The 23,743-nt window shown below is 44.6% G+C and carries 20 protein-coding genes and 2 tRNA genes; 14 read left to right on the forward strand and 8 right to left on the reverse strand.

The window, feature by feature from the left end; all coding sequences use genetic code 11:
* Positions 1–43 precede the first annotated feature (43 nt).
* Entirely contained in the window at positions 44–931 is an 888-nt protein-coding gene (locus ACP7AK_RS07505; RefSeq protein ID WP_004644933.1) for an SDR family NAD(P)-dependent oxidoreductase, read from the reverse strand.
* A gap of 295 nt (positions 932–1,226) precedes the next feature.
* The gene (locus ACP7AK_RS07510) at positions 1,227–2,504 is read right to left on the reverse strand and encodes an O-acetylhomoserine aminocarboxypropyltransferase/cysteine synthase family protein (protein WP_425879366.1); all 1,278 of its coding nucleotides are present in this window, start codon (positions 2,502–2,504) and stop codon (positions 1,227–1,229) included.
* Positions 2,505–2,812: 308 nt separating this feature from the next.
* On the opposite strand from ACP7AK_RS07510, the gene ettA reads away from it, so the two are divergent.
* Positions 2,813–4,474: an energy-dependent translational throttle protein EttA gene (ettA, locus tag ACP7AK_RS07515; protein WP_005263915.1), complete on the forward strand. Its 1,662-nt coding sequence runs from the start codon at positions 2,813–2,815 to the stop codon at positions 4,472–4,474.
* Positions 4,475–4,551: 77 nt separating this feature from the next.
* Here the strand turns inward: ettA and ACP7AK_RS07520 are convergent, their stop codons facing one another.
* The 5 genes from ACP7AK_RS07520 to ACP7AK_RS07540 all read right to left on the reverse strand — a co-directional run bounded on the left by ACP7AK_RS07520 (position 4,552) and on the right by ACP7AK_RS07540 (position 7,236).
* The gene (locus ACP7AK_RS07520; protein WP_004281123.1) at positions 4,552–4,893 is read right to left on the reverse strand and encodes a membrane protein; all 342 of its coding nucleotides are present in this window, start codon (positions 4,891–4,893) and stop codon (positions 4,552–4,554) included.
* A 157-nt stretch (positions 4,894–5,050) separates the two neighbouring features.
* Positions 5,051–5,126 (reverse strand) — tRNA-Glu (locus tag ACP7AK_RS07525).
* A 38-nt stretch (positions 5,127–5,164) separates the two neighbouring features.
* Positions 5,165–5,240: transfer RNA gene (locus ACP7AK_RS07530), tRNA-Ala, on the reverse strand.
* Positions 5,241–5,297: 57 nt separating this feature from the next.
* Positions 5,298–6,806: a glutamate--tRNA ligase gene (gene gltX / locus ACP7AK_RS07535; RefSeq protein ID WP_425879369.1), complete on the reverse strand. Its 1,509-nt coding sequence runs from the start codon at positions 6,804–6,806 to the stop codon at positions 5,298–5,300.
* A gap of 127 nt (positions 6,807–6,933) precedes the next feature.
* Positions 6,934–7,236: a hypothetical protein gene (locus ACP7AK_RS07540; RefSeq protein WP_425879371.1), complete on the reverse strand. Its 303-nt coding sequence runs from the start codon at positions 7,234–7,236 to the stop codon at positions 6,934–6,936.
* A gap of 393 nt (positions 7,237–7,629) precedes the next feature.
* Here ACP7AK_RS07540 and ACP7AK_RS07545 point away from each other — a divergent pair, with 393 nt between their 5' ends.
* The 9 genes from ACP7AK_RS07545 (at position 7,630) to ACP7AK_RS07585 (ending at position 18,071) form a co-directional block, all read left to right on the forward strand.
* Positions 7,630–8,631, forward strand: coding sequence for a sulfate ABC transporter substrate-binding protein (locus tag ACP7AK_RS07545; protein ID WP_425879373.1), 1,002 nt, complete (start codon positions 7,630–7,632; stop codon positions 8,629–8,631).
* A gap of 244 nt (positions 8,632–8,875) precedes the next feature.
* Complete coding sequence (locus ACP7AK_RS07550; RefSeq protein ID WP_026055777.1) at positions 8,876–9,895, forward strand: sulfate ABC transporter substrate-binding protein; 1,020 nt, start codon at positions 8,876–8,878, stop codon at positions 9,893–9,895.
* 184 nt (positions 9,896–10,079) lie between these two features.
* Positions 10,080–10,991 (forward strand): 16S rRNA (cytosine(1402)-N(4))-methyltransferase RsmH, encoded by a 912-nt coding sequence (gene rsmH / locus ACP7AK_RS07555; protein WP_312586360.1) that lies wholly within the window; start codon positions 10,080–10,082, stop codon positions 10,989–10,991.
* A gap of 76 nt (positions 10,992–11,067) precedes the next feature.
* A complete protein-coding gene (ftsL, locus tag ACP7AK_RS07560) occupies positions 11,068–11,334 on the forward strand; it encodes a cell division protein FtsL (RefSeq protein ID WP_370940785.1) in 267 nt (88 codons plus the stop codon).
* Between the two features lie 15 nt (positions 11,335–11,349).
* Positions 11,350–13,173: a penicillin-binding protein PBP3 gene (gene ftsI / locus ACP7AK_RS07565; RefSeq protein WP_005108506.1), complete on the forward strand. Its 1,824-nt coding sequence runs from the start codon at positions 11,350–11,352 to the stop codon at positions 13,171–13,173.
* A gap of 11 nt (positions 13,174–13,184) precedes the next feature.
* Positions 13,185–14,681, forward strand: a complete 1,497-nt coding sequence (locus ACP7AK_RS07570; RefSeq protein WP_425879376.1) for a UDP-N-acetylmuramoyl-L-alanyl-D-glutamate--2,6-diaminopimelate ligase — start codon at positions 13,185–13,187, stop codon at positions 14,679–14,681.
* Between the two features lie 9 nt (positions 14,682–14,690).
* Positions 14,691–16,094, forward strand: coding sequence for a UDP-N-acetylmuramoyl-tripeptide--D-alanyl-D-alanine ligase (locus ACP7AK_RS07575; protein WP_425879378.1), 1,404 nt, complete (start codon positions 14,691–14,693; stop codon positions 16,092–16,094).
* Positions 16,095–17,213: a phospho-N-acetylmuramoyl-pentapeptide-transferase gene (gene mraY, locus ACP7AK_RS07580; protein WP_004644946.1), complete on the forward strand. Its 1,119-nt coding sequence runs from the start codon at positions 16,095–16,097 to the stop codon at positions 17,211–17,213.
* Between the two features lie 54 nt (positions 17,214–17,267).
* Positions 17,268–18,071, forward strand: coding sequence for a putative RNA methyltransferase (locus ACP7AK_RS07585; RefSeq protein ID WP_005265527.1), 804 nt, complete (start codon positions 17,268–17,270; stop codon positions 18,069–18,071).
* A 50-nt stretch (positions 18,072–18,121) separates the two neighbouring features.
* Here the strand turns inward: ACP7AK_RS07585 and ponA are convergent, their stop codons facing one another.
* Complete coding sequence (ponA, locus tag ACP7AK_RS07590) at positions 18,122–20,647, reverse strand: penicillin-binding protein PBP1a (protein ID WP_425879380.1); 2,526 nt, start codon at positions 20,645–20,647, stop codon at positions 18,122–18,124.
* A gap of 165 nt (positions 20,648–20,812) precedes the next feature.
* On the opposite strand from ponA, the gene ACP7AK_RS07595 reads away from it, so the two are divergent.
* The 4 genes from ACP7AK_RS07595 to ACP7AK_RS07610 are packed head-to-tail and all read left to right on the forward strand — an operon-like array spanning position 20,813 to position 23,743.
* Entirely contained in the window at positions 20,813–21,871 is a 1,059-nt protein-coding gene (locus ACP7AK_RS07595) for a pilus assembly protein PilM (protein ID WP_004644949.1), read from the forward strand.
* Complete coding sequence (locus tag ACP7AK_RS07600; protein ID WP_044109012.1) at positions 21,871–22,509, forward strand: PilN domain-containing protein; 639 nt, start codon at positions 21,871–21,873, stop codon at positions 22,507–22,509. Before ACP7AK_RS07595 ends, ACP7AK_RS07600 begins: the two co-directional genes overlap by 1 nt.
* On the forward strand, positions 22,506–23,216 hold the full coding sequence (locus ACP7AK_RS07605; protein WP_425879383.1) for a type 4a pilus biogenesis protein PilO: 711 nt from the start codon (positions 22,506–22,508) through the stop codon (positions 23,214–23,216). The genes ACP7AK_RS07600 and ACP7AK_RS07605 overlap by 4 nt, the downstream gene beginning before the upstream one ends.
* Entirely contained in the window at positions 23,216–23,743 is a 528-nt protein-coding gene (locus ACP7AK_RS07610) for a pilus assembly protein PilP (protein ID WP_425879385.1), read from the forward strand. The genes ACP7AK_RS07605 and ACP7AK_RS07610 overlap by 1 nt, the downstream gene beginning before the upstream one ends.

Here is a 23,743-nt window from a genome sequence, read left to right on the forward strand (position 1 = left end):
TGGTTGGCGGCTCGTATTGTGATTCAATTATCCGTATGAAAAATTACCAGTGTTCGCCCGGGAACAGACGTGCATATGCTTTTTGCACCAAGTTTAATTTTTGTGGCTGACCCACAGATGCAGTTGAACTTGGGAACAGGTTATAGCCAATCGACATCAAGACATTGTTGATATCCGGTGCAATTGAATAGGTAATGGAAGCCAGACGGCCCAAACCGGTCGCCACTTTCTTCGGACGTTTCACAATCGCATAGGCAATCAGGTCAGCCGCCTGTTCCGGAGAAAGCGTCGGTACATATTTATAGATTTTGGTCGGCGCAATCATCGGGGTGCGCACCAAAGGCATATAGATCGACGTGATTGCGATTTTATGCGAATGCACTTCTGCAGACAGGCAGCGGCTAAAGGCGTCCAGCGCAGCTTTTGATGCGACATAGGCCGAAAAACGGGTGGCATTGGCCAGTACGCCAATCGAACTGATGTTAATAATATGACCCGCGCGACGAATCATCATTTGCGGCAGGATATTCATCACCAGACGCACCGCGCCGAAATAGTTCAGCTGCATGGTACGTTCAAAATCATGAAAACGATCTACCGACTCATGTACGGCACGGCGAATCGAACGTCCTGCATTATTGATCAGAATATCAATATGATCGACTGAGGCAATAATCTGTTTGGAAACTTCATCAATCGCTTCCATATTGTTTAAATCACATGGAAAGATTGAGGCTTTGCCGCCTTTGGCTTCAATTTCTGATTTTACTTGTTCTAGGGTTTCCTGAGTACGGGCCACCAGTAAAACATGGGCACCTGCATCAGCCAGTTGATGTGCTGTCGTTAAACCAATACCGCTGGATGCACCGGTAATCAGGACGGTTTTACCTGCAACACGTTTTTCCAGTTGTTTGTGTAGTCTAGTTTTCACGTTTGTTATCCCTAATTTGAAGTCAGCGTTCAAATTATTTTTATTAAAGGTCTATGGCGCTCTAACAGAAGATGAGAGCGAAGGTGAGTCCAGATATGATAACCAATTCTTCAGGAAAATCTATAAATTAAAGTATTGAAATTAAAATAAAAATTAGAGTAATTGCTCTATTTGTGTTCACTCTTTCATTTAACTTTTAACATGAAAATAAAAAGTAAAGCAAGTGGCTGTTTTAGAAAATAAATAAAAAAACCTCACCAAAATGATGAGGTTTCGAAGCGGCTCGGGCACCTTTTTAAACGGCCGCCAGCGCCTGTTCCAGATCGGCAATCAGGTCATCACTATGTTCAATCCCAATGGATAAACGCACCATATCCTCACTGACGCCTGCCGATTTTAACTCTTCGGCATTGAGCTGACGATGCGTAGTAGTCGCCGGATGGCAGGCCAGACTTTTAGCGTCGCCGATATTGACCAGACGGGTGAACAATTGCAGGGCATCAATAAAACGTGTGCCGCCTTCGAGACTATGTTCTACCCCAAAGGTCAGAATGGCAGAAGGTTTACCTTTCACATATTTCTGTGCCAAGGCATGCTGTGGGTGATCTTTCAGGCCGGCGTAATTGACCCATTTCACTTTAGGATGTTTTTGCAGATATTCAGCGACTTTCAGTGCATTTTCGGTATGACGTTCCATACGCAAGCTTAAAGTTTCCAGACCTTGCAGAATCAAAAACACATTCTGCGGACTGATCGCAGCGCCGGTATTACGCAGTGGCACTACACGCGCACGTGCGATATATGCTGCTTCCCCCAAAACTTCGACATAGTTCACGCCATGGTAGCTTGGATCAGGCGTATTCAGGGCAGGGAAACGTTCAGGATATTTACCCCACGGGAATTTGCCGCTATCCACAATAATGCCGCCAATGGAATTGCCATGACCACCGATATATTTGGTCAGGGAATGCACCACAATATCCGCACCAAAGTCGAAAGATTTTTGTAGTACTGGGGTGGCAACGGTATTGTCGACAATCACCGGTACGCCATATTCATGTGCAATTTTAGCAATGGCTTCCAGATCAATAATATTACCCAGTGGATTACCAATCGATTCGACAAAGACCAGTTTGGTTTTTTCATCAATCAAGTCACGCAGACTTTCCGGCTTTTCATAATCAAAGAAACGGACTTCAATGCCCTGTTTTGGTAGGGTATGGGCAAAGAGGTTATAGGTACCGCCATATAGCGTTGACACAGAAGCAATGTTGTCACCCGCTTCCGCAATGGTCTGAATCGCATAAGTAATCGCAGCCATGCCAGAGGCCAAAGCCAGCGCGCCAATTCCACCTTCCAGTGCTGCGACACGTTGTTCCAGAACCGCAGTGGTCGGGTTCATAATTCGGGTATAGATATTGCCCTGAACCTTTAAATCAAAGAGATCGGCCCCATGTTGAGTATTGTCAAAGGCATAAGACGTGGTTTGGTAAATCGGCACTGCCACAGCTTTGGTGGTTGCTTCTGGGGTATAACCTGCATGAATCGCAAGGGTTTCTGCTTTATAACTCATTCTGTTTGATCTTCTTGTTTAAGTTTATGGCTTGAGTGTAGCATTTTCACATATGAGTAAAAGTGCAATTTTATTGAAATAAATATATGAAATATTCATATATCGACCTGGATTTGAGTCGTTTATTTTACTGAAAACAACTGTTTAAAAAAACATCATCAATAAACTTGTAACAATGCATTGAAGTTCATGGCAATGGCTTATGTTTTCGCAGCTTTCTGCGTATAATAGCCGATTATTTTTTCGCTCATTTTTGAGCTGGGGTGGTTGTTTTAACCCCATTTGGTTTTTCAGTTGAGGAGTCCTACGTGGCCCAATATATTTACACGATGAACCGAGTGTCGAAGATGGTTCCGCCTAAGCGCGAAATCCTGAAAGACATCTCCTTATCATTTTTCCCAGGCGCTAAAATTGGTGTGCTTGGTTTAAACGGTGCAGGTAAATCTACCTTGCTTCGTATTATGGCGGGCGTAGATAAAGATTTCTCTGGTGAAGCACGTGCGCAACCGGGTATAAAAATCGGTTATCTTGAGCAAGAACCACCTTTAGATGAAACTAAAGACGTTCGTGGTAACGTCGAAGATGGTTTACGTGAACCGCTTGATGCCTTGGCACGTCTGGATGAAGTCTTTGCTGAATATGCAGCAGAAGATGCGGATTTCGATGCACTTGCGAAAGAGCAAGAGAAGCTTGAAGCGATTATCCAGACTTGGGATGCGCATAACCTTGCGAACCAGATGGATCAAGCAGCTGCAGCATTGAACTTGCCTGCTTGGGATGCAGATGTATCTAAGCTTTCAGGTGGTGAACGCCGCCGTGTGGCACTTTGCCGTTTACTTCTGTCTAAACCAGACATGTTGCTTCTCGATGAACCGACGAACCATTTAGATGCTTCATCTGTATCTTGGTTGGAACGTTTCTTGAAAGACTTCCCGGGTACCATCGTTGCGATTACGCATGACCGTTACTTCCTGGATAACGTTGCAGAATGGATCCTTGAGCTTGACCGTGGTATGGGTATTCCGTATCAAGGTAACTACTCTTCTTGGCTTGAGCAAAAAAATGCCCGTTTAGAGCAAGAGAACAAGCAGGAAGAATCTTTTGCTAAAGCATTGAAAAAAGAACTTGAATGGGTTCGTTCAAATGCCAAAGGTCAGCAAAAGAAAAACAAGGCGCGTATGGAGCGTTTTGAAGAGCTTAACTCACGCGAATTCCAGCAACGTAACGAAACCTCTGAAATCTACATTCCACCTGGCCCACGTCTGGGCAACAAGGTTGTAGAAGTTGAAGGCATCAGCAAATCGTTTGGTGATCGCTTACTGTACAAAGATTTAACGTTCACAGTACCACCTGCTGCAATTGTGGGTATCGTGGGTGAGAACGGTGCAGGTAAAACCACGCTATTCCGTATGATGACTGGTGAACAGCAACCAGATACCGGTACGGTAACGCTGGGTGAATCGGTTAAAGTGGCTTATGTCGGTCAGATCCGTGACACGCTAGACAACAACAAAACTGTTTGGGAAGAAGTGTCTGGTGGTTTAGATATCTTGAAGATTGGTGATTACGAAATCGCATCTCGTGCGTATATCGGTCGCTTTAACTTTAAAGGCCAAGATCAGCAAAAACGCGTAGGTCAATTGTCAGGTGGTGAGCGTAACCGTTTACAACTTGCGAAAATCCTGCAAATGGGCGCAAACGTTATCCTACTCGATGAACCATCAAACGACTTGGATATCGAAACCTTGCGTGCACTTGAAGATGCCATTCTGGTATTCCCAGGTACTGTGATGGTGATCTCGCATGACCGTTGGTTCCTGGACCGTATTGCAACGCACATCTTGTCATTCGAAGGTGAAACACCTGAATTCTTCACCGGTAACTATGCTGAGTTTGAAGAATATCGCCGTAAGCGTGATGGTGATGATCTTGTAGCGAAGCGTCAAAAATATCGCAAAATCGGTGTTTAATCATCTCCGACTTTTGTAAATAAAAAAACCAGCCTCAGGGCTGGTTTTTTTATGTTTATTATATGGTGGAGGGTAAATTAGATTTCCCACTCATGATTACATTCACGGCATTTCCATTTCTTTTGGGTTTGCATGAATGCCTGCATTGAAATTTTAAAATCAGGTAAGTCCTTATAGAACATAAAGCCTGCGATCAAAGAAAGAATAAAGACGATCACAGTCGCAGTCTGTAAAGTGGTACCTGCACCATCGCCAAAAATCCACATCGCGATGCTAATAATCACCAGCAATAGCAACAGGAACAGGGCAGGAACCAGAAACATTAAGCTTTTAGGAACCACTGGACGTGGAGCTGCTTGACCTGGCTGGGCCACTGGCATGATTTTCGGGCTTTGACACTTAGGGCAACGATATTGCATTACAACTCCAAAATTCTAAATTACTGATTATTTTATCGGAAGATGCGAAGAAACCGAAATATTGCCCAACATAAAATATACAGGCAATAAAAAACCCAAGTCGCAATGCTTGGGTTTTTTATAAGATGACCATAATATATTATGGTCATCTTGAATATGGCGTCCCTACGGGGATTCGAACCCCGGTTACCGCCGTGAAAGGGCGATGTCCTAGGCCTCTAGACGATAGGGACAATTGAGGCAAATAACACAGCTAAAGCAAGACTTGATTTGGTGGAGTCAAGGAGGATCGAACTCCTGACCTCTACAATGCCATTGTAGCGCTCTACCAACTGAGCTATGACCCCAGTCTGTGTGAGCGCTATATTAGGGATATCGCGCTCACACGTCAACACAAAAATTAATTAAGCTTGATCAACTGCTTCATTTTTCGGCAACTTTAAGCTTTCATTGAGTTTTTCCCAGACTTTCAGCTCTTTTTTGCTTGGACCACCGACAATTTCCAGCGCATGACGTAAACGTGCAAAGGTTAAATCAGGACCAATGGTCACCATCGTTTGCATCACGGGTGTAGACGCAGTCGAACCGGCGATCGCAATAAAGAACGCAGGCATGAAATCACGTAACTTGATTTCCATCTGTGTCGCCAAGTCCATCAAGGTCTGGCTCACCGTGTCGTTATTCCAAGTATACAGGCTTTCTAAACGCCAAATTGCGAATTGAAGACTTTGACGTACCTGTTCATCCGACAGTTTCTTGCTTTCAAACTGTTCTTTAGACAGGGTCGGGAAGTGGTTGAAGTAATGCGCAGACCAATTTACTGCTTCAGACAGCAGGTTAATACGCGGTTGAATCGCAGCCGCAATTTCTTCTAACTTGGCACGATCTGCTTTCCAGGCCAATAATGTGTCTAGAAGTTCAGCCGGGCTGAGTGCCTTGATCCATTGACCGTTTAACCAGTTTAGTTTCTCGACATCAAAGATCGGACCACCAAGTGATACACGTTTGATATCAAAATGTTCAATCATTTCTGCCAGAGTGAATTTTTCACTTTCATCTGGCATTGACCAGCCCATACGACCTAGGTAGTTCAACAAGGCTTCAGGTAGTACACCGATGTCTCTATAGTAGTTAATTGAGGTCGGGTTTTTACGTTTAGACAGCTTAGATTTATCCGGGTTACGCAGCAGTGGCATGTGGCATAGTACCGGCATGTCCCAACCGAAATATTGATACAGTAACTGATGTTTCGGCGCAGATGGAATCCATTCTTCACCACGAATTACGTGGGTGATTTGCATCAAATGATCATCTACTACGTTTGCTAAATGGTAGGTTGGGAGGCCATCGGTTTTTAGCAGGATTTGCATGTCTACTTGCGCCCATGGAATTTCCACTTCGCCACGCAGCATGTCATTGAATTTACATACGCCTTCGGTTGGTACTTTCATACGGATGACGTGTGGTTCACCAGCGGCCAAACGACGCTCAACTTCTTCTTGAGTGAGATTCAGACCGCGACCATCATAACGTGGCGACTCACCACGTGCCTGCTGTTCTGCACGCATTTGATCTAGTTCTTCTGCAGTTGCAAAACAGTAGAAAGCATGGCCTTTCTCTACCAGTTCCAAGGCATAATTTTTATAGATATCCATACGTTCTGACTGGCGATACGGCGCATGCGGGCCACCGACATCAGGACCTTCAGACCAGTTCAGACCCAACCAGCGCAATGAATCCAGGATCATTTTTTCAGATTCAGACGTTGAGCGCAGTTGGTCAGTATCTTCAATACGAAGAATGAATTCACCACCATGCTGTTTAGCAAAACATAAGTTAAACAAGGCGATATAGGCAGTACCTACATGCGGAAAACCAGTAGGAGAAGGTGCAATACGAGTACGAACAGTCATAGCCGGATCTAATCTTAGATATAAAATTGCAGCTATTATAGCGAAAAAGCCACATCACTTAATGCTTTATTCAACATTGAATGATGTGGCTTTTAAATCCGGGAATATTCAGCGCTGTTGATGCTGATTAAGAATGAGCACTCGAAAAAATACTTTGGACAAAGCGGGTGAAGCGGTAATTCTGTTCTGCAAAGAAATTTTGCGAAGGTGCGACTTTAAATGCAGTCAAGACTTTTAGATTATCTTCTGTTTGAAGTGTTTTTTCAGTTTTTTGTTGCTGAATCGCTTTTTCAATCGGCGAAGTCTTGCTTTCAACAGTGCTTACTGCAGGCTTCGGCAAGTCTGTCTTCACAACGACGGCATGACCGAGTTGAATCGAGAACAAAATAATCAGGCTTAGGATGCTGGCTGTGAATAATGTAAATTTCATATCCAAACTTCCTCCTTACTTCTGGTTGGTTTTATTTTGTTAAAAATGTTTTTTTAATACTCTGTCTACAATTTAATCACAGTTGATCATAAAGAAGTAGAACCAAGTCACATTTTTTACAAAATAAATAATATAACTCTGTGGAAAATTACCAAAAATCGTAATTTCCTGTTTTGGTGGCCTATTTTTAACAGACAACTGTGAAGAGAACGTGAAGAACTGTCTTATATTGTAGCAGAAGATTACTTTTCTAGCAGAATATGTATCCGGATTTAATTGTTAAAAGATATCTCAAAATCAGAAATAGATTGTAGGTATTGTTATAAATACATGATTGTTATGTTTATTTTTGATTTGTATAGTGCAGGTCATATAAACAATGAGTTACATCAAATGAAAAAAATAATAGCATCCGCAATCTTGACAATTTCAGTGGGAACAGCAGTACAGAATTCCATTGCCAAAGATTTCCTGAATGTCTCTTATGACCCGACCCGTGAATTTTATCAGGAATATAACGAAGAATTTGGCAAGTTCTGGAAGCAGAAAACCGGACAAACGGTTAATTTTAAACAGTCGCATGGTGGCTCAGGCAAGCAGGCGCGTTCAGTGGTCGATGGTTTACAGGCCGATGTGGTGACTTTGGCTTTGGCCAATGATATCGAAGAAATCGTCAATGCAGGTTTAATTGAGAAAGGTTGGCAAAAAGAGTTTCCGAGTAATTCGGCACCTTATACGTCTACGATTGTATTCTTGGTGCGTAAAGGGAATCCAAAGCAAATCAAAGACTGGAATGATCTGACCAAAGCGGGTGTAGATATTATTACCCCAAACCCGAAAACCGGTGGCGCGCCGCGTTGGATCTATCTTTCTGCTTGGGGTTATGCACTGAAACAGCCCGGCGGTAATGATGCGAAAGCCAAAGAGCTGGTGAAAAAACTTTATCAAAATGTCAAAGTGCTCGACTCTGGTGCCCGTGGTTCACTGACGACGTTTGCCGAGCGCGGTATTGGGGATGTGCTTTTATCCTGGGAAAATGAAGCCTTGCTGGCGACCCAAGGTCTGGGTAAAGACAAGTACGATATCGTTTATCCATCGATTTCAATTCTGGCCGAGCCATCGGTAGCGATTGTCGATAAAAACGTGAATAAAAATGGCACTACCCATCTGGCAAAAGGCTATTTGAACTATTTATATTCACCAAAAGGGCAGGAGCTTGCGGCGAAATATTTCTTCCGCCCGCGAGATACTAAAGTCGCTGCCAAATATTCGGTTCAGTTCCCGAAAATCCAGACCTTCACCATTGATAAAGTCTTTGGTGGTTGGGCCAAAGCGCAAAAAACACATTTTGTGAATGGAGCGATTTATGACCAGATTTACAATGAAAAAAGATAAGTAAGCGGTAGTCTAAATAGAATAAGGAAAATGGCTAAAGTGTTATCCATTTTTTTTATATCTAATGCATAAAATTCTATATATTAGAGATAAGTAGAATAATAAATAGTATTTTTCTTTTAAAAACATAATATTAATGCAGAAAAACCTTTCATTTTATCGTGTTGTGATGTTGTAGGGTGAATTGCGATAAATGATTTTATTTCATATAGTTATATCTAATGAAGATAAACTCTGTGCTGCCATGAAAACTCAATTAAAATCGTTATTTAGTGCTGCCTTATTGGCGACTGGTTTGGGTATGACCGCGACTGCTTCACAAGCAGCAGACCGTCAGTTTCTGAATGTATCCTATGATGCTACGCGTGAGTTCTATGATGAATTTAACAAATCATTTGGGGCTTACTGGAAAAACCGCACCGGTCTGGATGTGAATTTCAAGCAGTCTCATGGCGGTTCGGGCAAACAGGCACGTTCTGTGGTCGATGGCTTGAAAGGTGATGTGGTGACTTTGGCGCTGGCCAATGACATCGAAGAAATTGTGAAATCTGGTCAGATTCAGCCGGGCTGGCAAAAGGAATTCCCACATAACTCGGCACCTTATACCTCGACGATTGTATTCATGGTACGCAAGGGCAATCCGAAAGGCATCAAGGACTGGAATGACTTAACTAAACCAGGCGTGCAAATTATTACGCCGAACCCGAAAACGGGTGGTTTGCCGCGTTGGGTATATCTGTCTGCATGGGGTTATGCCGAGAAACAGCCAGGTGGTAATAAAGCCAAAGCACAGGACTTTGTCGGCAAGCTTTATAAGAACGTGAAAGTGATGGATTCTGCTGCACGTGCTTCAATGACCACCTTTGCCGAGCGTGGGATTGGCGATGTATTGCTGACTTGGGAAAATGAAGCCTTGGTCACGCAAAAAACCTTGGGTAAAAACAAGTTTGATATCGTTTATCCATCGATTACGATTTTGACTGAACCGTCAGTGGCGATTGTGGATCGTACCGTGGAGAAAAATGGCAATAAATGGTTAGCAACAGGTTATATCAATTACCTGTATTCACCGTTGGGTCAGGAAATGGCAGCTAAACATTTCTATCGTCCACGTAATGAAAAAGTATTAGCCAAATATTCAGCACAGTTCCCGAAAATCAAAACCTTTACCATTGATGAAGTCTTTGGTGGTTGGGCCAATGCACAGAAAACCCATTTTGTGAATGGTGCAATTTTCGACCAGATTTATAACAGCAAACGTTAATTGATCTGCGAAGTTATCTAGATTGAAAAAAGCCTCCAAAACTGGAGGCTTTTTTGTATGAGAAAAATGCTAAAACGGTTTTCTCTATGGAAAGTAATATTTATCTACAAAAAGTCGTTTGGAGCTTTGCCTAAACAGGGTGATAATGTGCAGTTAAATTTTTCCCCCTATTGATTGAGTTTTTATGTCACATATTTCTGTATTACTTCACGAAACGATTGATGCCTTGTTGGCGGGTCGCAATACGGGAACTTATGTGGATGGAACCTTTGGCCGTGGTGGACATACGCGTTTATTGCTGTCCAAATTAGATGAAAATGCACGTGTCTATGCCTTTGATAAAGATCCGCAAGCACTGGCTGTAGCGGCTGAACTCGAACAAGAAGATTCACGTTTTAAAATTATTCATGCCAGCTTTGCTGATCTGAAAGATGCATTGGCTGAGTTGGGCATTGAACAGGTCGATGGGTTAATGGCGGATCTCGGTGTTTCTTCACCGCAACTGGATCAAGCTGAACGTGGTTTCAGTTTTATGAAAGATGGCCCGCTGGATATGCGTATGGACAACTCGCAAGGTCCGACCGCAGCAGAATGGCTGACCCAGATTGAAGAAGAAGCGCTGGCGAATATCATTTTTAAATATGGTGAAGAGCGTTATAGTCGCCGTATTGCCAAGGCAATTAAGGCTGCCGGATATATTGATACCACGGCAAAGCTGGCTGAGATTGTAAAAGTAGCACACCCGAAATGGGAAAAAAATAAGCATGCTGCGACCCGTACTTTCCAGGCGATTCGTATTGCTATTAATAAGGAATTAGAAGATATTGAAATCTTCTTGCCTCAGGCCGTTGAAATCTTGAAACCTGAAGCACGTTTGGCGGTGATTAGCTTCCATTCACTGGAAGACCGTTTGATTAAACAATTTATTCAAAAAGAGTCAACGCTTGAAGAAGATTCAGGCTGGGGAATGCCACAACAACAGAAAGATACGCGACGTTTAAAGAAAGTTTCTCGTGTTAAAGCCAGTGATGAGGAGGTCAAAGCCAATCCTCGTTCACGTAGCGCATGGCTGCGGGTAGCAGAACGTTTAGCTTAATAGGCAGATCATGAAAACGGAAGTGGTTGATAAAAAAACAGAAAAATTGTGGCTGAAAAAAGTTACAATCTATCTCATGCTGATACTGATGGTCTTCATCAGTGCAGTATTTGTGGTATTTCAGGTATTTGAATACCGTCAGGATAACAGAAAGCTGAGTACCTATCTGCGTGAAAGGGATGACCTGAATGCAGAGTGGGGGCGTTTGCTGATTGAGCAGCAAACTTTCGGCGCGACGGCACAGATCGGTACGCGTGCAGTGACACAGCTGCGTATGTATTCACCTCCGGTTTCACAAAGTGTCGTGATTTCCTTACCACAAACTTCAGATGAGAAAAAATAAGGCTAGCGTTCCGACATGGTAGACAAGAGAAAGAAGCAACCGGTACGTAAAAAACAATCGGTCACCGACAAAAATGCCTCAAATGTTTATATCAATCGTTTTTACATCATGTGGGCGGTGGTGCTGCTGTGTTTTGTGACACTGATTTGCCGTGCTTTCTATGTACAGATTATTAATAAAGATTTTTTGCAAAATAAAGCCAATGCCAATATTTTAAGAACCAATACCATCAAGGCGATGCGTGGCGTGATTTATGATCGTAATGGCATTCCATTGGCGATCAGTACTCCGATCATGAAAATTGTGATTGATCCACGTGATTATTTTGACAATAAAAAACTCTATGACGAGACCATGCTGGCGCTGGAAAAAGAACCGAATAGCCGCAAGCTCAAACGTCAGCTACCGGATAAAAACCTGAATCTGGATGAGCTGGCTGATGCAGTCGGTATGGATCGGGCAGAACTGCGCAAAAAAATGGAAGAACGTCCGCGTTCACGTTATCTGATCCTGAAAAAAGAAGTTCCGCCACAACAGGCCGAACTGATCATGAAACGTAATTTTCAGGGTGTGTATACCGAGAAAAACTATAAACGTTATTATCCGCAGCCACAGCCGAACTCTCAGATTATTGGCCTGACCAATAGCGAAGGCAGCGGCATTGAAGGTCTGGAAATGCAGCTGAATAGCCGTCTTTCCGGCAAGGATGGCGAGCAGCAGATCATTCGCGATAAAAAAGGCAATCGGGTCAAAGAACCGGAAGTGATTAAAGAAGTTGAACCGGGCGAAAATATTACCTTAAGTATCGACTCACGTCTGCAATATATCATGTACCGTGAGCTGACTGCGGCCGGAGTTGCCAATAATGCCCGTTCAGCGACTGCGATTGCGGTAGATGTCAAAACCGGTGAAATTCTGGCGCTGTCATCATGGCCATCCTATAACCCGAATGATAAAAACAGCCTGCTCAATAAGGATGCGATGCGTAACCGCGGTGCAGTCGATTCTTTCGAGCCGGGTTCGACCATGAAGCCGCTGACTGTAGCGATGGCCTTGGAAAGTGGCAAATATACGGCGAATTCAGTGGTGAATACCACACCGGGCAGTATGCGGGTCGGTAATCATACCATTCGTGATACGCATAACTATGGTCAGTTGACCTTGGGTGGCATTATCCAGAAATCCTCTAACGTTGGTGTGGCGAAACTGGCCTTGTCGCTGCCGTATGAAACCTTACCAACCTTCTATAAACGTCTGGGTTTTGGTCAGCGTTCAGCAGTGAAATTCCCGGGGGAAAGTGCCGGTTTGATTCTTCCACCAAGCAAATGGAATGTATCAGAAGTGGCGACTATGTCTTATGGCTATGGTCTGAACGCCACCGTGTTACAACTGGCCGATGCCTATGCCATGTTGGCCAATAAAGGCGTGAAAATGCCGCTGAGCCTGTACAAGCTGGAAGAGCAGCCGCAGGGTGAACAGATGATCGATGCCAAGATTGCCGATCAGGTCCTGCTGATGATGGAAACTGCAACCTTGCCGGGGGGTACGGCGACTCGTGCCACCATTCCAGGCTATCGCGTGGCGGGTAAAACCGGTACTGCACATAAATTGCGTGCCGACCGTAAAGGTTATTCAACCAGTGAATACCGGGCTTTATTTGCCGGCGTAGCACCAGTCAGTGACCCACGGATTGCCATGGTGGTGGTAGTAGAAAATCCACAAGGCACTTACTATGGCGGTACGGTATCTGCACCAGTCTTTGCCCGCGTGATGCAGGAATCCTTGCGTCTGCTGAATGTCCCTCTGGACAAACCTTTAGAACCTCCCAAAGTCCAGTAAATAGGTGATCAATGTCTATTACATTTCAAGATCTCTACACCCCTCACGATGTCGCTGACTGGATGAAGCAATCCTTTCAGGGCTTCGAGCTGGATAGTCGTAAAGTTAAACCAGGACAGATTTTTATTGGCCTGACCAGCCTGTCACAATCGGAAAAAACTGCTCAATTTGCCCAGAAAGCCTTAGAGCAGGGTGCATTAGCTGTGATTTCAGAAACTGAACTGGATGTATCTCCAAATTTGGTGGTAGCAGATGTACGTCATCTAATGGGGCAATGGCAAAAGCAGTATTTGCAAGCAACCCAACCCGTTACGGCTGCGCGTATTCTTGCAGTCACCGGCACCAACGGTAAAACCACGATTTCTCGCTTGGTGGCTGAATTCATCATGCTGCAAGGCAAAGCTTGTGCAGTGATGGGCACTACAGGTAACGGCATTCTGCCAAATCTGGAAGCATCTTCGCATACCACCCTGGATGCCTTGCAATTGCAAAATGCCTTGCATAGCTATGCGCAGGCCGGTGCGAAGTTTGCCTCGATTGAAGCTAGTTCGCATGGTCTGGAACAAGGCCGCTTGAATGGTTGTGATATCGAGATTGCAGGCTACAGCAATTTGAGTCGTGACCATCTGGATTATCATGGAACGCTACAAGCTTATGCAGAAGCAAAGTCTGGTTTATTCCGGTTTGAATCTTTAAAAGTGGCTGTCATCAATATTGATGATGAGCATGCACAGATCATGCTGGATGCTGCGAAAAACAATCCGGCACAGCCTAAAATTTTGACTTATTCCACCACACAAAAAGCGGATTATCAGGTTCAGGATATTCAGTACAGCATTTCAGGTGCGACCTTTAAACTAAAAACTGCTTCTGCTGAATATGTGGTTAACAGTCCATTGCTGGGACATTTCAATATTGAAAATCTGGTCGCCAGTCTGATCATGGCGGAACAGGCCGGATTTGACTTGGAAAGTTTGATTGCAACTGTGCCACAGCTCAAAGGTGCGCCCGGTCGGATGCAGGTGTTGCGTGATGGCGAACGTCTGTTTGTGGTGGATTATGCCCATACCCCAGACGCCCTGACACAGGTTCTGGTGACCTTAAAGCGGCATGTCTCGAAAAATCTCTGGGCACTCTTCGGTTGTGGCGGCGACCGTGACCGCGGTAAACGTCCACTGATGACCCAAGCTGCTTTAGACGGTTCGGATATTGCAGTACTCACTTCTGATAACCCGCGGACCGAAGATCCGGCACAAATTTTTGCTGATATGAAAAATGATATCGACTTTTCCGGCAAAACCTATCATGAAATTCATGACCGTCGTGAAGCGATCAAGTTTGCGGTTAAACACGCGCAGGCGGGTGATATTGTCGTGATCGCAGGAAAAGGGCACGAAAATTATCAGGAAATTGATGGCGTACGTCACTGGTTTGATGACGTGGTCGAAGTGCAGGCTGCGATTGATGGCCAGCATTGCAACACAGATACCGCCTATTCAGCGCATTAGGATTCAGATATGCATACCTCAACAACAAGTACTGTGGCGCTGGAGCCGTGGAGCGTAGAACAATTACAGCAGGCTACTCAAGGCTACTGGCTGAATGATGAAAAGCCTGCAGGCCAGATCAAGCGGATTTTGACTGATTCACGTGATGCAGAATCAGGTGATGCTTTTCTTGCGCTGAAAGGCGAGCGTTTTGACGCGCATGACTTTATTGCGCAAGTGGCGGCTCAAGGTTGTGACATTGCCATTGTCAGCCGTCCGATGGATACTGATATTTGCCAGTTGGTGGTAGAAGATACCCGTCTGGCATTGGGATTGTTAGGTGCTTATCGCCGTCAGCAGAATCCTCAGCTCAAAGTCATTGCCTTGACCGGCAGTAGTGGCAAGACCACGACTAAAGAAATGCTGGGAAGCATTCTGTCGCGTCTGGCACCGACCTTGGTTACGCGTGGTAATTTGAATAATGACCTCGGCGTGCCGGTAATGTTGCTGGAGCTCCGTCCTGAATATCAATATGCGGTGATAGAACTCGGTGCGAGTCATCAGGGTGAAATTGATTACACCTCGAAAATGGTGCAGCCGCATGTGGCCGGGATTATTAATATCGGGACTGCGCATTTAGGTGAATTTGGCGGCCGTGACGGAATTTGCCGTGCAAAATCCGAGATTTATGCGCATATCTCTGAGACTTCGATTATTCCTGCTGCAGATGATTTTGCTGAAACCATTCGTGCCGCAGTAAGAACTGAAAAAAGCTTGAGTTTTGGTACCAATGGTGATGTTTATGCCAGCGATGTAGTCCTTGAAGCTCAATCTTCAAGCTTTACCCTGAATACGCCACAAGGCTCGAAAACAGTTCAGTTGCCGTTTGCCGGTGAGCATAATGTCGAAAATGCCACAGCTGCCGCTGCATTTGCCTTGGCGATCGGTATTGGTCTGGATGATATCGTGGCCGGTCTGGAACAGGCCGTGGGTGCGAAAGGTCGTCTGAACTTTATTCCGTACAAAGACTATTTATTTATTGACGACACCTACAATGCCAATCCGGGTTCGATGCGTGCAGCGGCTGAAGTTCTGGCGCAGCAGCAGGGCATCCGGGTGATGGTCACCGGCGATATTGGTGAACTCGGTTCATCTGCCGCAATCGAGCATTACAAGCTCGGTCGGGATCTGGTCTCGGTGAAAGGCATTAATTTTGTGGTGGCTGTAGGTGAATTTGCGCCTGCCGCACAAGAAGGTGCTCGTAGTACACAATATGGTAAAAAAATGCAGGCTTTCCTGAATCAGGAGCAGGCATTACCGTTTTTAATTCGTTTGATTGAAACACATCAACCTCAGCCGATGTCATTCCTGTTTAAAGGGTCGCGTTTTACCCATATGGAAACATTGATGGCTGCATTGATGGAGAAACTCTAAATGCTGTTATGGCTCTTTGAACATTTGGCGGGCTTTGACAGCACGTTTCAGGTGGTTCGTTATTTAACTTTACGTGCTTTGCTCAGTGTCTTGACGGCATTGACCATCGGTCTGGTGCTCGGTCCTGTAATGATTCGCAAGCTTCAGGCGCTGAAATATGGTCAGGCAGTCAGCTCGTATGCCCCTGAAAACCATGCTAAGAAAATGGGCACGCCGACCATGGGCGGGGTGCTGATCCTGCTTTCGATTGGTATCTCAACTCTACTCTGGGCAGATCTTTCCAATCCTTATGTCTGGATTGTGCTGGGTGTGATGGTGATTTTCGGTGCCGTTGGCTGGGCCGATGACTGGATTAAAATCCGTTATAAAGACAATGCGGGTTTGCCTGCGAAGAAAAAATTCTTCTGGACTTCAGTTGGTTCTTTGGGTGCTGGTATTGCTTTGTATGTCATTGCACAGCAACAGACCAATCCAGTGCATACCGCAAATATGCTGGATCTGCTGATTCCATTCTTTAAAGACCTAAGCATTCCATTGTCGATGATTCCGTTGGGTATTGGCTTCATTATTTTCACTTACTTCGTGATTAATGGTGCCTCCAATGCCGTGAACTTGACTGATGGTCTGGATGGTCTGGCAATCATGCCAATCGTGCTGGTTGCTACAGGTTTGGGCGTATTTGCCTATTTGGCCGGTGACGTGCGCTTTGCCAATTATCTGCATATTCCTTATGTAAAATATTCGTCTGAACTGGTGGTGGTCTGTGCTGCCATGATCGGAGCGGGTCTGGCTTTCCTTTGGTATAACGCCCATCCAGCCCAAGTATTTATGGGGGATGTCGGTGCTTTATCTCTCGGTGCAATGCTCGGTACGATTGCCGTCATGGTTCGTCAGGAAATCGTATTTGCGATTATGGCCGGTGTCTTTGTGGTGGAAGCGGTTTCAGTGTTCTTGCAGATTGGTTCATTAAGAATGCGCAATAAACGTGTATTCCTGATGGCACCGCTACATCATCATTATGAAAAGAAAGGCTGGCGTGAAACCCAGGTGGTGATCCGTTTCTGGATTATTACGATTATGCTGGTAGTTTTGGGTCTAATGACCTTAAAATTGCGCTAAGAAATGCATTGGAAAAAGTCGGCGCATGCCGGCTTTTTTATTTTGGAGAAAATGATGAATTTACTCATGTGCCCAGTCTGTCGCCAGCAGTTGAGCTTAAATGAAAGAACATGGCGATGTGAGAATCATCATAGTTACGATGTCGCTAAACAAGGCTATGTGAACCTGCATGTGGTTCAGCATAAGCACAGCAAAAACCCGGGAGATACGCCTGAGTCTGTGCAGGCACGTCGTGCATTTCTCAGCGCAGGTTATTATGCGCCTTTGCAACAGGCTGTCGTGGAAAAGATTCGCGAGTTGCGGATTGAGAATCTTTTAGATATTGGTTGTGGCGAAGGCTATTACACCAATGCCATGCAGGCCGAAGTGCTGCAATGCGTTGGGGTCGATATTGCCAAGAATGCGGTTCAGGTCGCAGCCAAGCTGAATAAAGAGGTGACTTGGGTCGTAGGAACTGGAGCGACTTTACCAGTATTAGATGAGTCGATTGATCTGTGTACCAGCTTATTTAGTCCAATTCCCAAACAGGAAATCCTGCGAGTCCTAAAACCAAAATCTTATTTGATGGTGGTGACACCGGCCCCACAACATTTATATGCTATGCGTGAGGCTTTATTTGAAGAAGTGAAACCACACGAGCCGCAGAAGTTTGTTGAGCAGTTACAAGATGAATTTAATCTGGTTAGTGAGCAGGTGATTGGTGCGCCAATGGTTTTGCCACAGGCTGATTTAAAAAACCTGATTGCCATGACACCCTATGCTTATAAGGCCAAGCCGGAACACCGTTTAGCACTCGAACAGCAGGATCAGTTTGAATTGCTGGCGCAATATCAGATTTATCTGTTCCAAAAGAAATAAAAAATGCATATAAAAAAGCCCTCAACTGAGGGCTTTTTTATATCTTCAGATTACTGGACTTCTTCGATCAGATTTTCCAGTGAGTCTACCCGGTTTGGCTGAAGAGGCTGTTCTTGAGGTGCAGAACCTTCATCATCTGGTAAACGAATCGGTTGATCCGGTAAATCCTCAAAGTCAGTTTCTGTACGTTTCGGGACGACCACAGGTGCAGGACGGTAAAGCGCTGTCGCCAGAGGCGGAGAAGACGGATCATTCTGTGCTTCATCAGCCTGAACCCCCTTGTTGCGATTTACCGGTGCCTTGGCATTGCGGTCTAAACGTACCCATGCTTCCGGCTGGCCTTTTAATGCCTTGCCCATAAAATCGGTCCAGATCGGTAAAGCTGCTACACCACCATATTCACGGCGACCTAAGGTGGTCGGCTGGTCAAAGCCTACCCAGGTGACAGTGACCAGCTTGCCATTGAAGCCAGCAAACCAAGCATCTTTGGCATCATTAGTGGTACCGGTCTTCCCACCGATATCGCTGCGACCAATTCTTAATGCGGCACGGCCAGTACCATGTTGAATCACGTCACGCAAAATATTGGCCATGTCATAGGCAGAGCTAGATTTTAAAATACGCTGTGCCTGACGATAATTACTGTCTTCGGCAGAGACTTTAGGTGCAGCCTGTTTTTGCTCTAAAGTTGTATTGTTGATTGCAATTGCTTCGTCATCTGCGGTAATAGGGTCAGTGGTTTGAACTGTTTCTTCTTTTTCATTAATACATGAAATGCAGGCATATTCAGGCTTGGCTTCAAAGATGGTATTGCCATAGGCATCTTCAATACGGGTAATAAAGTGCGGCTGAATTCGGTAACCGCCATTGGCAAAGGTGGCATAGCCAGTCGCCATCTGAATCGGGAGAACCTGCGGGGTACCTAAGGCAATGGTATAGTTACGAGGAATCTGGCTGTCCTGTAAACCAAAATCCATAAATAACTGACGTGTACGTTCAATCCCGACGGCCTGTAATAAGCGCACTGAGACTGTATTACGTGACAGATAAAGTGCACGACGTAGCGGAATCATACCCAGATAACGGCCATCCGAGTTACGTGGCGTCCATTTGCCAATGGTAATGGGTACATCATTGACCATGGTATGTGGTGTCATGCCACGTTCTAAAGCCAGCGCATAAACAAAAGGCTTAATAGTAGAACCGGGTTGACGCCAACCTTGGGTTGCACGGTTAAATTTCGACTGATAAAAGTTATATCCCCCGACAATGGCTTCAATCGCACCATTATTTGGGTTGATAGCAATCAATTGTCCTTGCACATTGGGGATCTGCACCAATGACCAAGAGGTTTTATTTTCATTGGGTCTTAAGCGAACAATATCTTTGACTTTGACAATTTCGGACGCTTTGCTCGGTGCGCCACCTACACTGTTGACGTTACGAAAGCGACGCGCCCAGGACATACCTGACCAAGGAACAGTTACGCTACTTCCGTCCTGCATGAGTGCTTCAAAGCTGGAAGTGCCCACCTTGGTTACTTGCGCGGGATAGGTGTTAGCATAAGCACGGAACTTGTCGAGAGGTTGATCATGTGCTTCAGCACCACGCCAGCCATGTCGACGGTCATAAGCCTCTAAGCCTTCTTGTACCGCTTGCTCCGCATAGGCCTGACGTTCACTATGAATAGTGGTATAGACTTTATAGCCGGAATCTACCGCCTGTTCACCAAAGTTTTGTACCAGTTCAGAACGTACCATTTCACCGACATACGGGAATTTGTTTCGGGTACTCCGGTCGGGCATATCCAGATTAATCGGTTCAGCAATAGCTTGCTGATATTGGCTCTGATTTAGATAGCCCAGTTGCAGCATACGCCCCAAAATCCAGTTACGACGTTCTAAGGCACGCTTGGGATTGGCGACCGGATTGTATCGAGACGGTGCTTTAGGCAGGCCAGAGATCATGGCCATTTGTGCAATTGAAAGCTCTTCTAAACTCTTGTTATAGTAAATTTTAGCTGCTGCTGCGATGCCGTAAGCATTTTTTCCCAAGAAAATTTTATTGACATACAAGGTCAGAATTTCTTCTTTACTTAAGTTTTGCTCAATTTTACGGGCCAGAAAAATTTCCGTCAGTTTGCGCTTCAGCGTCCGTTCAGGACTAAGGTAATAGTTTTTTGCCACTTGCATGGTAATGGTCGAACCACCGGTCTGTACATCCGATCCGGTCACCGTCTCACTGAGTGCGCGTCCCAAGCTTTTAAAGCTGATTCCGCTATGCTCAAAAAAGCTGGAATCTTCGGCTGCGAGGAAAGCATGAATAAACTCGGGTGGAATTTGTTCATATTTCACGGGAACAGAAAGCTTGCCTCCATATTCGGCAATTAATTCATTATCTGAACTAAATACTTGTAAAGGCTTTAATAAAGGGGCCTTTTTAAGCGTAGACATTTCAGGCAAAGATGGGGCAATATAGAGATACATGCCATAGAAACCCATCGGAATTGAGATCAGTATAATGATAATGATCAAAAAAAATGGATGAACAAGGCCTGAACAAGATAGCTTTTTCATAACAAGTAAGTTTTAATAAGAGCTAATGGCGAACTAATTACCGGTCAGTATATCCTGTCGATATCCATATTGTTAGATGAGTTATTGTATCTATATAAAATTATAGACTGGACCAATTGGTAAGTTAGATTGAATTGGGGACAAAAAAATAATAGGAAGTGTATTGTGCGCAGGTTATATCGTAAACCAAATAAGGGGTTAATAGGAGTCGATATTAGTTCGACTTCTGTTAAGGTTTTAGAACTTTCTGTAAAAAGTGGCCGTTACTGGGTAGAGAGCTATGCTTTGATCCCATTATCGGAAAACAGTGTTGTTGAAAAAAACATCTTAAACCCAGAAGCTGTCGCTGATGCCCTTGGGCGTGCAATTAATTTGGGTAATACCCAGTCGAATCAGGCCGCTTTTGCGATTCCAACTTCAATGGTCATCACCAAAATCATTGAGATGGATGCAGACATGTCGGATGATGAACGTGAAGTTCAGATTCGTGAAGATGCGGAACAATATATTCCTTTTCCACTCGATGAAGCGAGTCTGGACTTTGAAGTTCTGCCAGACCGCCTTTCCAATCCGAACCGGGTCAATGTGCTGCTGGTCGCGACACGGATCGAAAATGTCGAAGCACGTTCTGAAGTTTTAGAGATTAGCAGTCTAACGCCTAAGATTGCAGATGTAGAAAGTTTTGCGCTGGAAAATGCCTTTAAGGTATTTTCGGACACTTTGCCGATGGGGGTCAATACGGTTGGTATCTTAGACATTGGTCATAGTATGACGACCTTGTCGGTGATGCAGAACAACAAGATTATTTATACTCGTGAGCAGGTGTTTGGCGGTAAGCAATTAACTCAGGAAATTCAGAATCGTTATGGATTATCCTTTGAAGAAGCTGGACGTGCTAAAAAAACCCGTGCCTTGCCTGATGATTATGATATTGAAGTCCTAGAACCCTTCTTGGATGCCGTGGTACAACAGGCAGCCCGTTCATTACAATTCTTCTTTTCATCTTCTCAGTTTAATGAGATTGACCATATTTTACTGGCCGGCGGGAATGCCAATATTCCAGGTCTGGCAAAATTATTACAACAAAAACTCGGTTACCGTGTCACGATCGCGAATCCATTTTTGCAAATGGGCTTTTCTCCTCAAATTGATATTAAAAAAATTGAAAATGACGCGTCATCACTCATGGTTGCATGCGGTTTGGCATTAAGGAGTTTTGATTAATGGCAAGAATTAACTTACTTCCTTGGCGTGATGAGCTAAGAATTAAAAGAAATAATGAATTTGTGGCAATCTGCGTGGGGGCGCTTTTCTTGGGATTAGCGGCAGCAGGTTCAACCTGGTTTTATTATGATCACAAACTTCAGGATCAGGAGCAGGCCAATCAGCTGATTCAAAGTACCAACCAGAATCTGGATGTGCAGTTAAAGGCGCTTGAAGGTTTGCAAGAGCAGCGTAATGCGATTGTTGAACGGATGAAACTGATTCAGGGTCTACAAACTCAGCGTCCGATTGCGGTACATTTGATTGATGAAATTGTACGGGTGACCCCAAGCAATATGTATATCACCAAATTCCAGCGTATCGGCGATAAGTTTACCATTGAAGGTCGGGCTGAGAGTCCAAATACAGTAGCAGAACTGCTCCGTAATCTGGAGGCTTCATCTTGGTATCGAAATGCCTTTATGAATGCCTTTCTGGTGGCTGAAGAAGCCAAAGAAAAGGCACCGAGCTCGATTATTCCACGTGTGGAAGAATCTTATGGCAGTTTTACCGTGACGGTCGATCTGGATCAGATCGCTCAGCCAGTCCTTAACGAAGAACAACAAGCAGTCACTACAACTACGGGGGCATCATCATGAGTAATGAGGAATTCGATGAGTTCAGCCAGGATGTCGTCGCTGTACCCAAAAATAAAATGACTGTTGAAAAGTTTTTTCAGCAATTCAATACATTGGATCCAAGCAATTATGGTAGTTGGCCTTTATCAGTCAAAATTACCTGCTGGATTTTTATTGTTGCACTGGCCTTTGCAGTGATTTACTTTGTCATGATCAGAAGTACAATTGAATCGATTTCACAAGCCAGTGCCCAGGAACAAAACCTGCTGAATGAATTCCGTGAAAAAGAATCCAAATTACGCAACTTACAACAATATCAAATCCAGCTTCAGGAAATGGAAGCTCGTTTTAATCAGCAGTTAGAACAGTTACCGAAAGAAACTGAGATTCCGGGTCTGGTTGAAGATATTAACCTGAGCGGTGTGAATTCAGGCCTGAAGTTTAAAAATATCCGTCTGGAACCGGAAATTAAACAAGAATTCTTTATTGAACAGCCGATTGCAATTGAAGCCACTGGGGATTATCACGCTTTTGGTTCTTTTGTCAGCAGTATTGCCGGCTTGTCGCGTATTGTCACACTGCATGATTTCACCATTACCGGTACTGAAAACAAAGAGAAAAAATCTGAAATTCCGGTCATTGATTATGTGGTGAAAGCCAAAACTTATCGTTATGTCGGTAATGCGGAAAGCGCTGCAGCTAATAGCACTACTCAGGGGGCGCAGTAATGAAGAACATTAAGATTACTTCGGCTTTAACACTTGGGTTTTTATTATTGGGATGCGATTCACGCATTGATGCTGTCAATCAGGAAATGGCCAATATTCGTAATCAGCCGCCTTTGCCGATTGAACCGGCTCCTGATTTTATGCCAGTTGAAACCTTCAGCTATGCAGCACATCAGATTAAAAGTCCTTTTTTACCAAGCTCTCTGGCGGCTGAACTGAAAATTATGGCGGGGAAACGGGTTTATCCAAACCTATCACGTCAACTGCAACCGCTAGAAAGTTATCCGCTCGAAACGTTGACCATGAAAGGCAGTATGCGCAATCAGGCAGGACAGATTCTGGCTTTAATCCAGACGCCTGATGGTGAGGTTGAGCGGATCCAACGTGGTAGCTATATGGGACTTAATCATGGTCGTGTGGTTGGAATTACACCAACACAGATCGATTTGATTGAGATTATTCCAGATGGCCGTGAAGGATATGTGGAACGTCCGCGAAGTCTGGTTCTTATCGGGCCGACGCCATGA

It is taken from the genome of Acinetobacter sp. TWP2-2-3, from assembly GCF_049896445.1.
GTDB lineage: Bacteria > Pseudomonadota > Gammaproteobacteria > Pseudomonadales > Moraxellaceae > Acinetobacter.

Coding starts and splice junctions, on each gene's coding strand:
- ftsI (WP_005108506.1), top strand. CDS start 11,350: ATGGTAGACAAGAGAAAGAAGCAACCGGTACGTAAAAAACAATCGGTC.
- ACP7AK_RS07545 (WP_425879373.1), top strand. CDS start 7,630: ATGAAAAAAATAATAGCATCCGCAATCTTGACAATTTCAGTGGGAACA.
- ACP7AK_RS07570 (WP_425879376.1), top strand. CDS start 13,185: ATGTCTATTACATTTCAAGATCTCTACACCCCTCACGATGTCGCTGAC.
- ACP7AK_RS07605 (WP_425879383.1), top strand. CDS start 22,506: ATGAGTAATGAGGAATTCGATGAGTTCAGCCAGGATGTCGTCGCTGTA.
- ACP7AK_RS07575 (WP_425879378.1), top strand. CDS start 14,691: ATGCATACCTCAACAACAAGTACTGTGGCGCTGGAGCCGTGGAGCGTA.
- ACP7AK_RS07600 (WP_044109012.1), top strand. CDS start 21,871: ATGGCAAGAATTAACTTACTTCCTTGGCGTGATGAGCTAAGAATTAAA.
- ACP7AK_RS07510 (WP_425879366.1), bottom strand. CDS start 2,504: ATGAGTTATAAAGCAGAAACCCTTGCGATTCATGCAGGTTATACCCCA.
- ACP7AK_RS07540 (WP_425879371.1), bottom strand. CDS start 7,236: ATGAAATTTACATTATTCACAGCCAGCATCCTAAGCCTGATTATTTTG.
- ponA (WP_425879380.1), bottom strand. CDS start 20,647: ATGAAAAAGCTATCTTGTTCAGGCCTTGTTCATCCATTTTTTTTGATC.
- rsmH (WP_312586360.1), top strand. CDS start 10,080: ATGTCACATATTTCTGTATTACTTCACGAAACGATTGATGCCTTGTTG.
- ACP7AK_RS07585 (WP_005265527.1), top strand. CDS start 17,268: ATGAATTTACTCATGTGCCCAGTCTGTCGCCAGCAGTTGAGCTTAAAT.
- gltX (WP_425879369.1), bottom strand. CDS start 6,806: ATGACTGTTCGTACTCGTATTGCACCTTCTCCTACTGGTTTTCCGCAT.
- ftsL (WP_370940785.1), top strand. CDS start 11,068: ATGCTGATACTGATGGTCTTCATCAGTGCAGTATTTGTGGTATTTCAG.
- ACP7AK_RS07520 (WP_004281123.1), bottom strand. CDS start 4,893: ATGCAATATCGTTGCCCTAAGTGTCAAAGCCCGAAAATCATGCCAGTG.
- ACP7AK_RS07550 (WP_026055777.1), top strand. CDS start 8,876: ATGAAAACTCAATTAAAATCGTTATTTAGTGCTGCCTTATTGGCGACT.
- ACP7AK_RS07610 (WP_425879385.1), top strand. CDS start 23,216: ATGAAGAACATTAAGATTACTTCGGCTTTAACACTTGGGTTTTTATTA.
- mraY (WP_004644946.1), top strand. CDS start 16,095: ATGCTGTTATGGCTCTTTGAACATTTGGCGGGCTTTGACAGCACGTTT.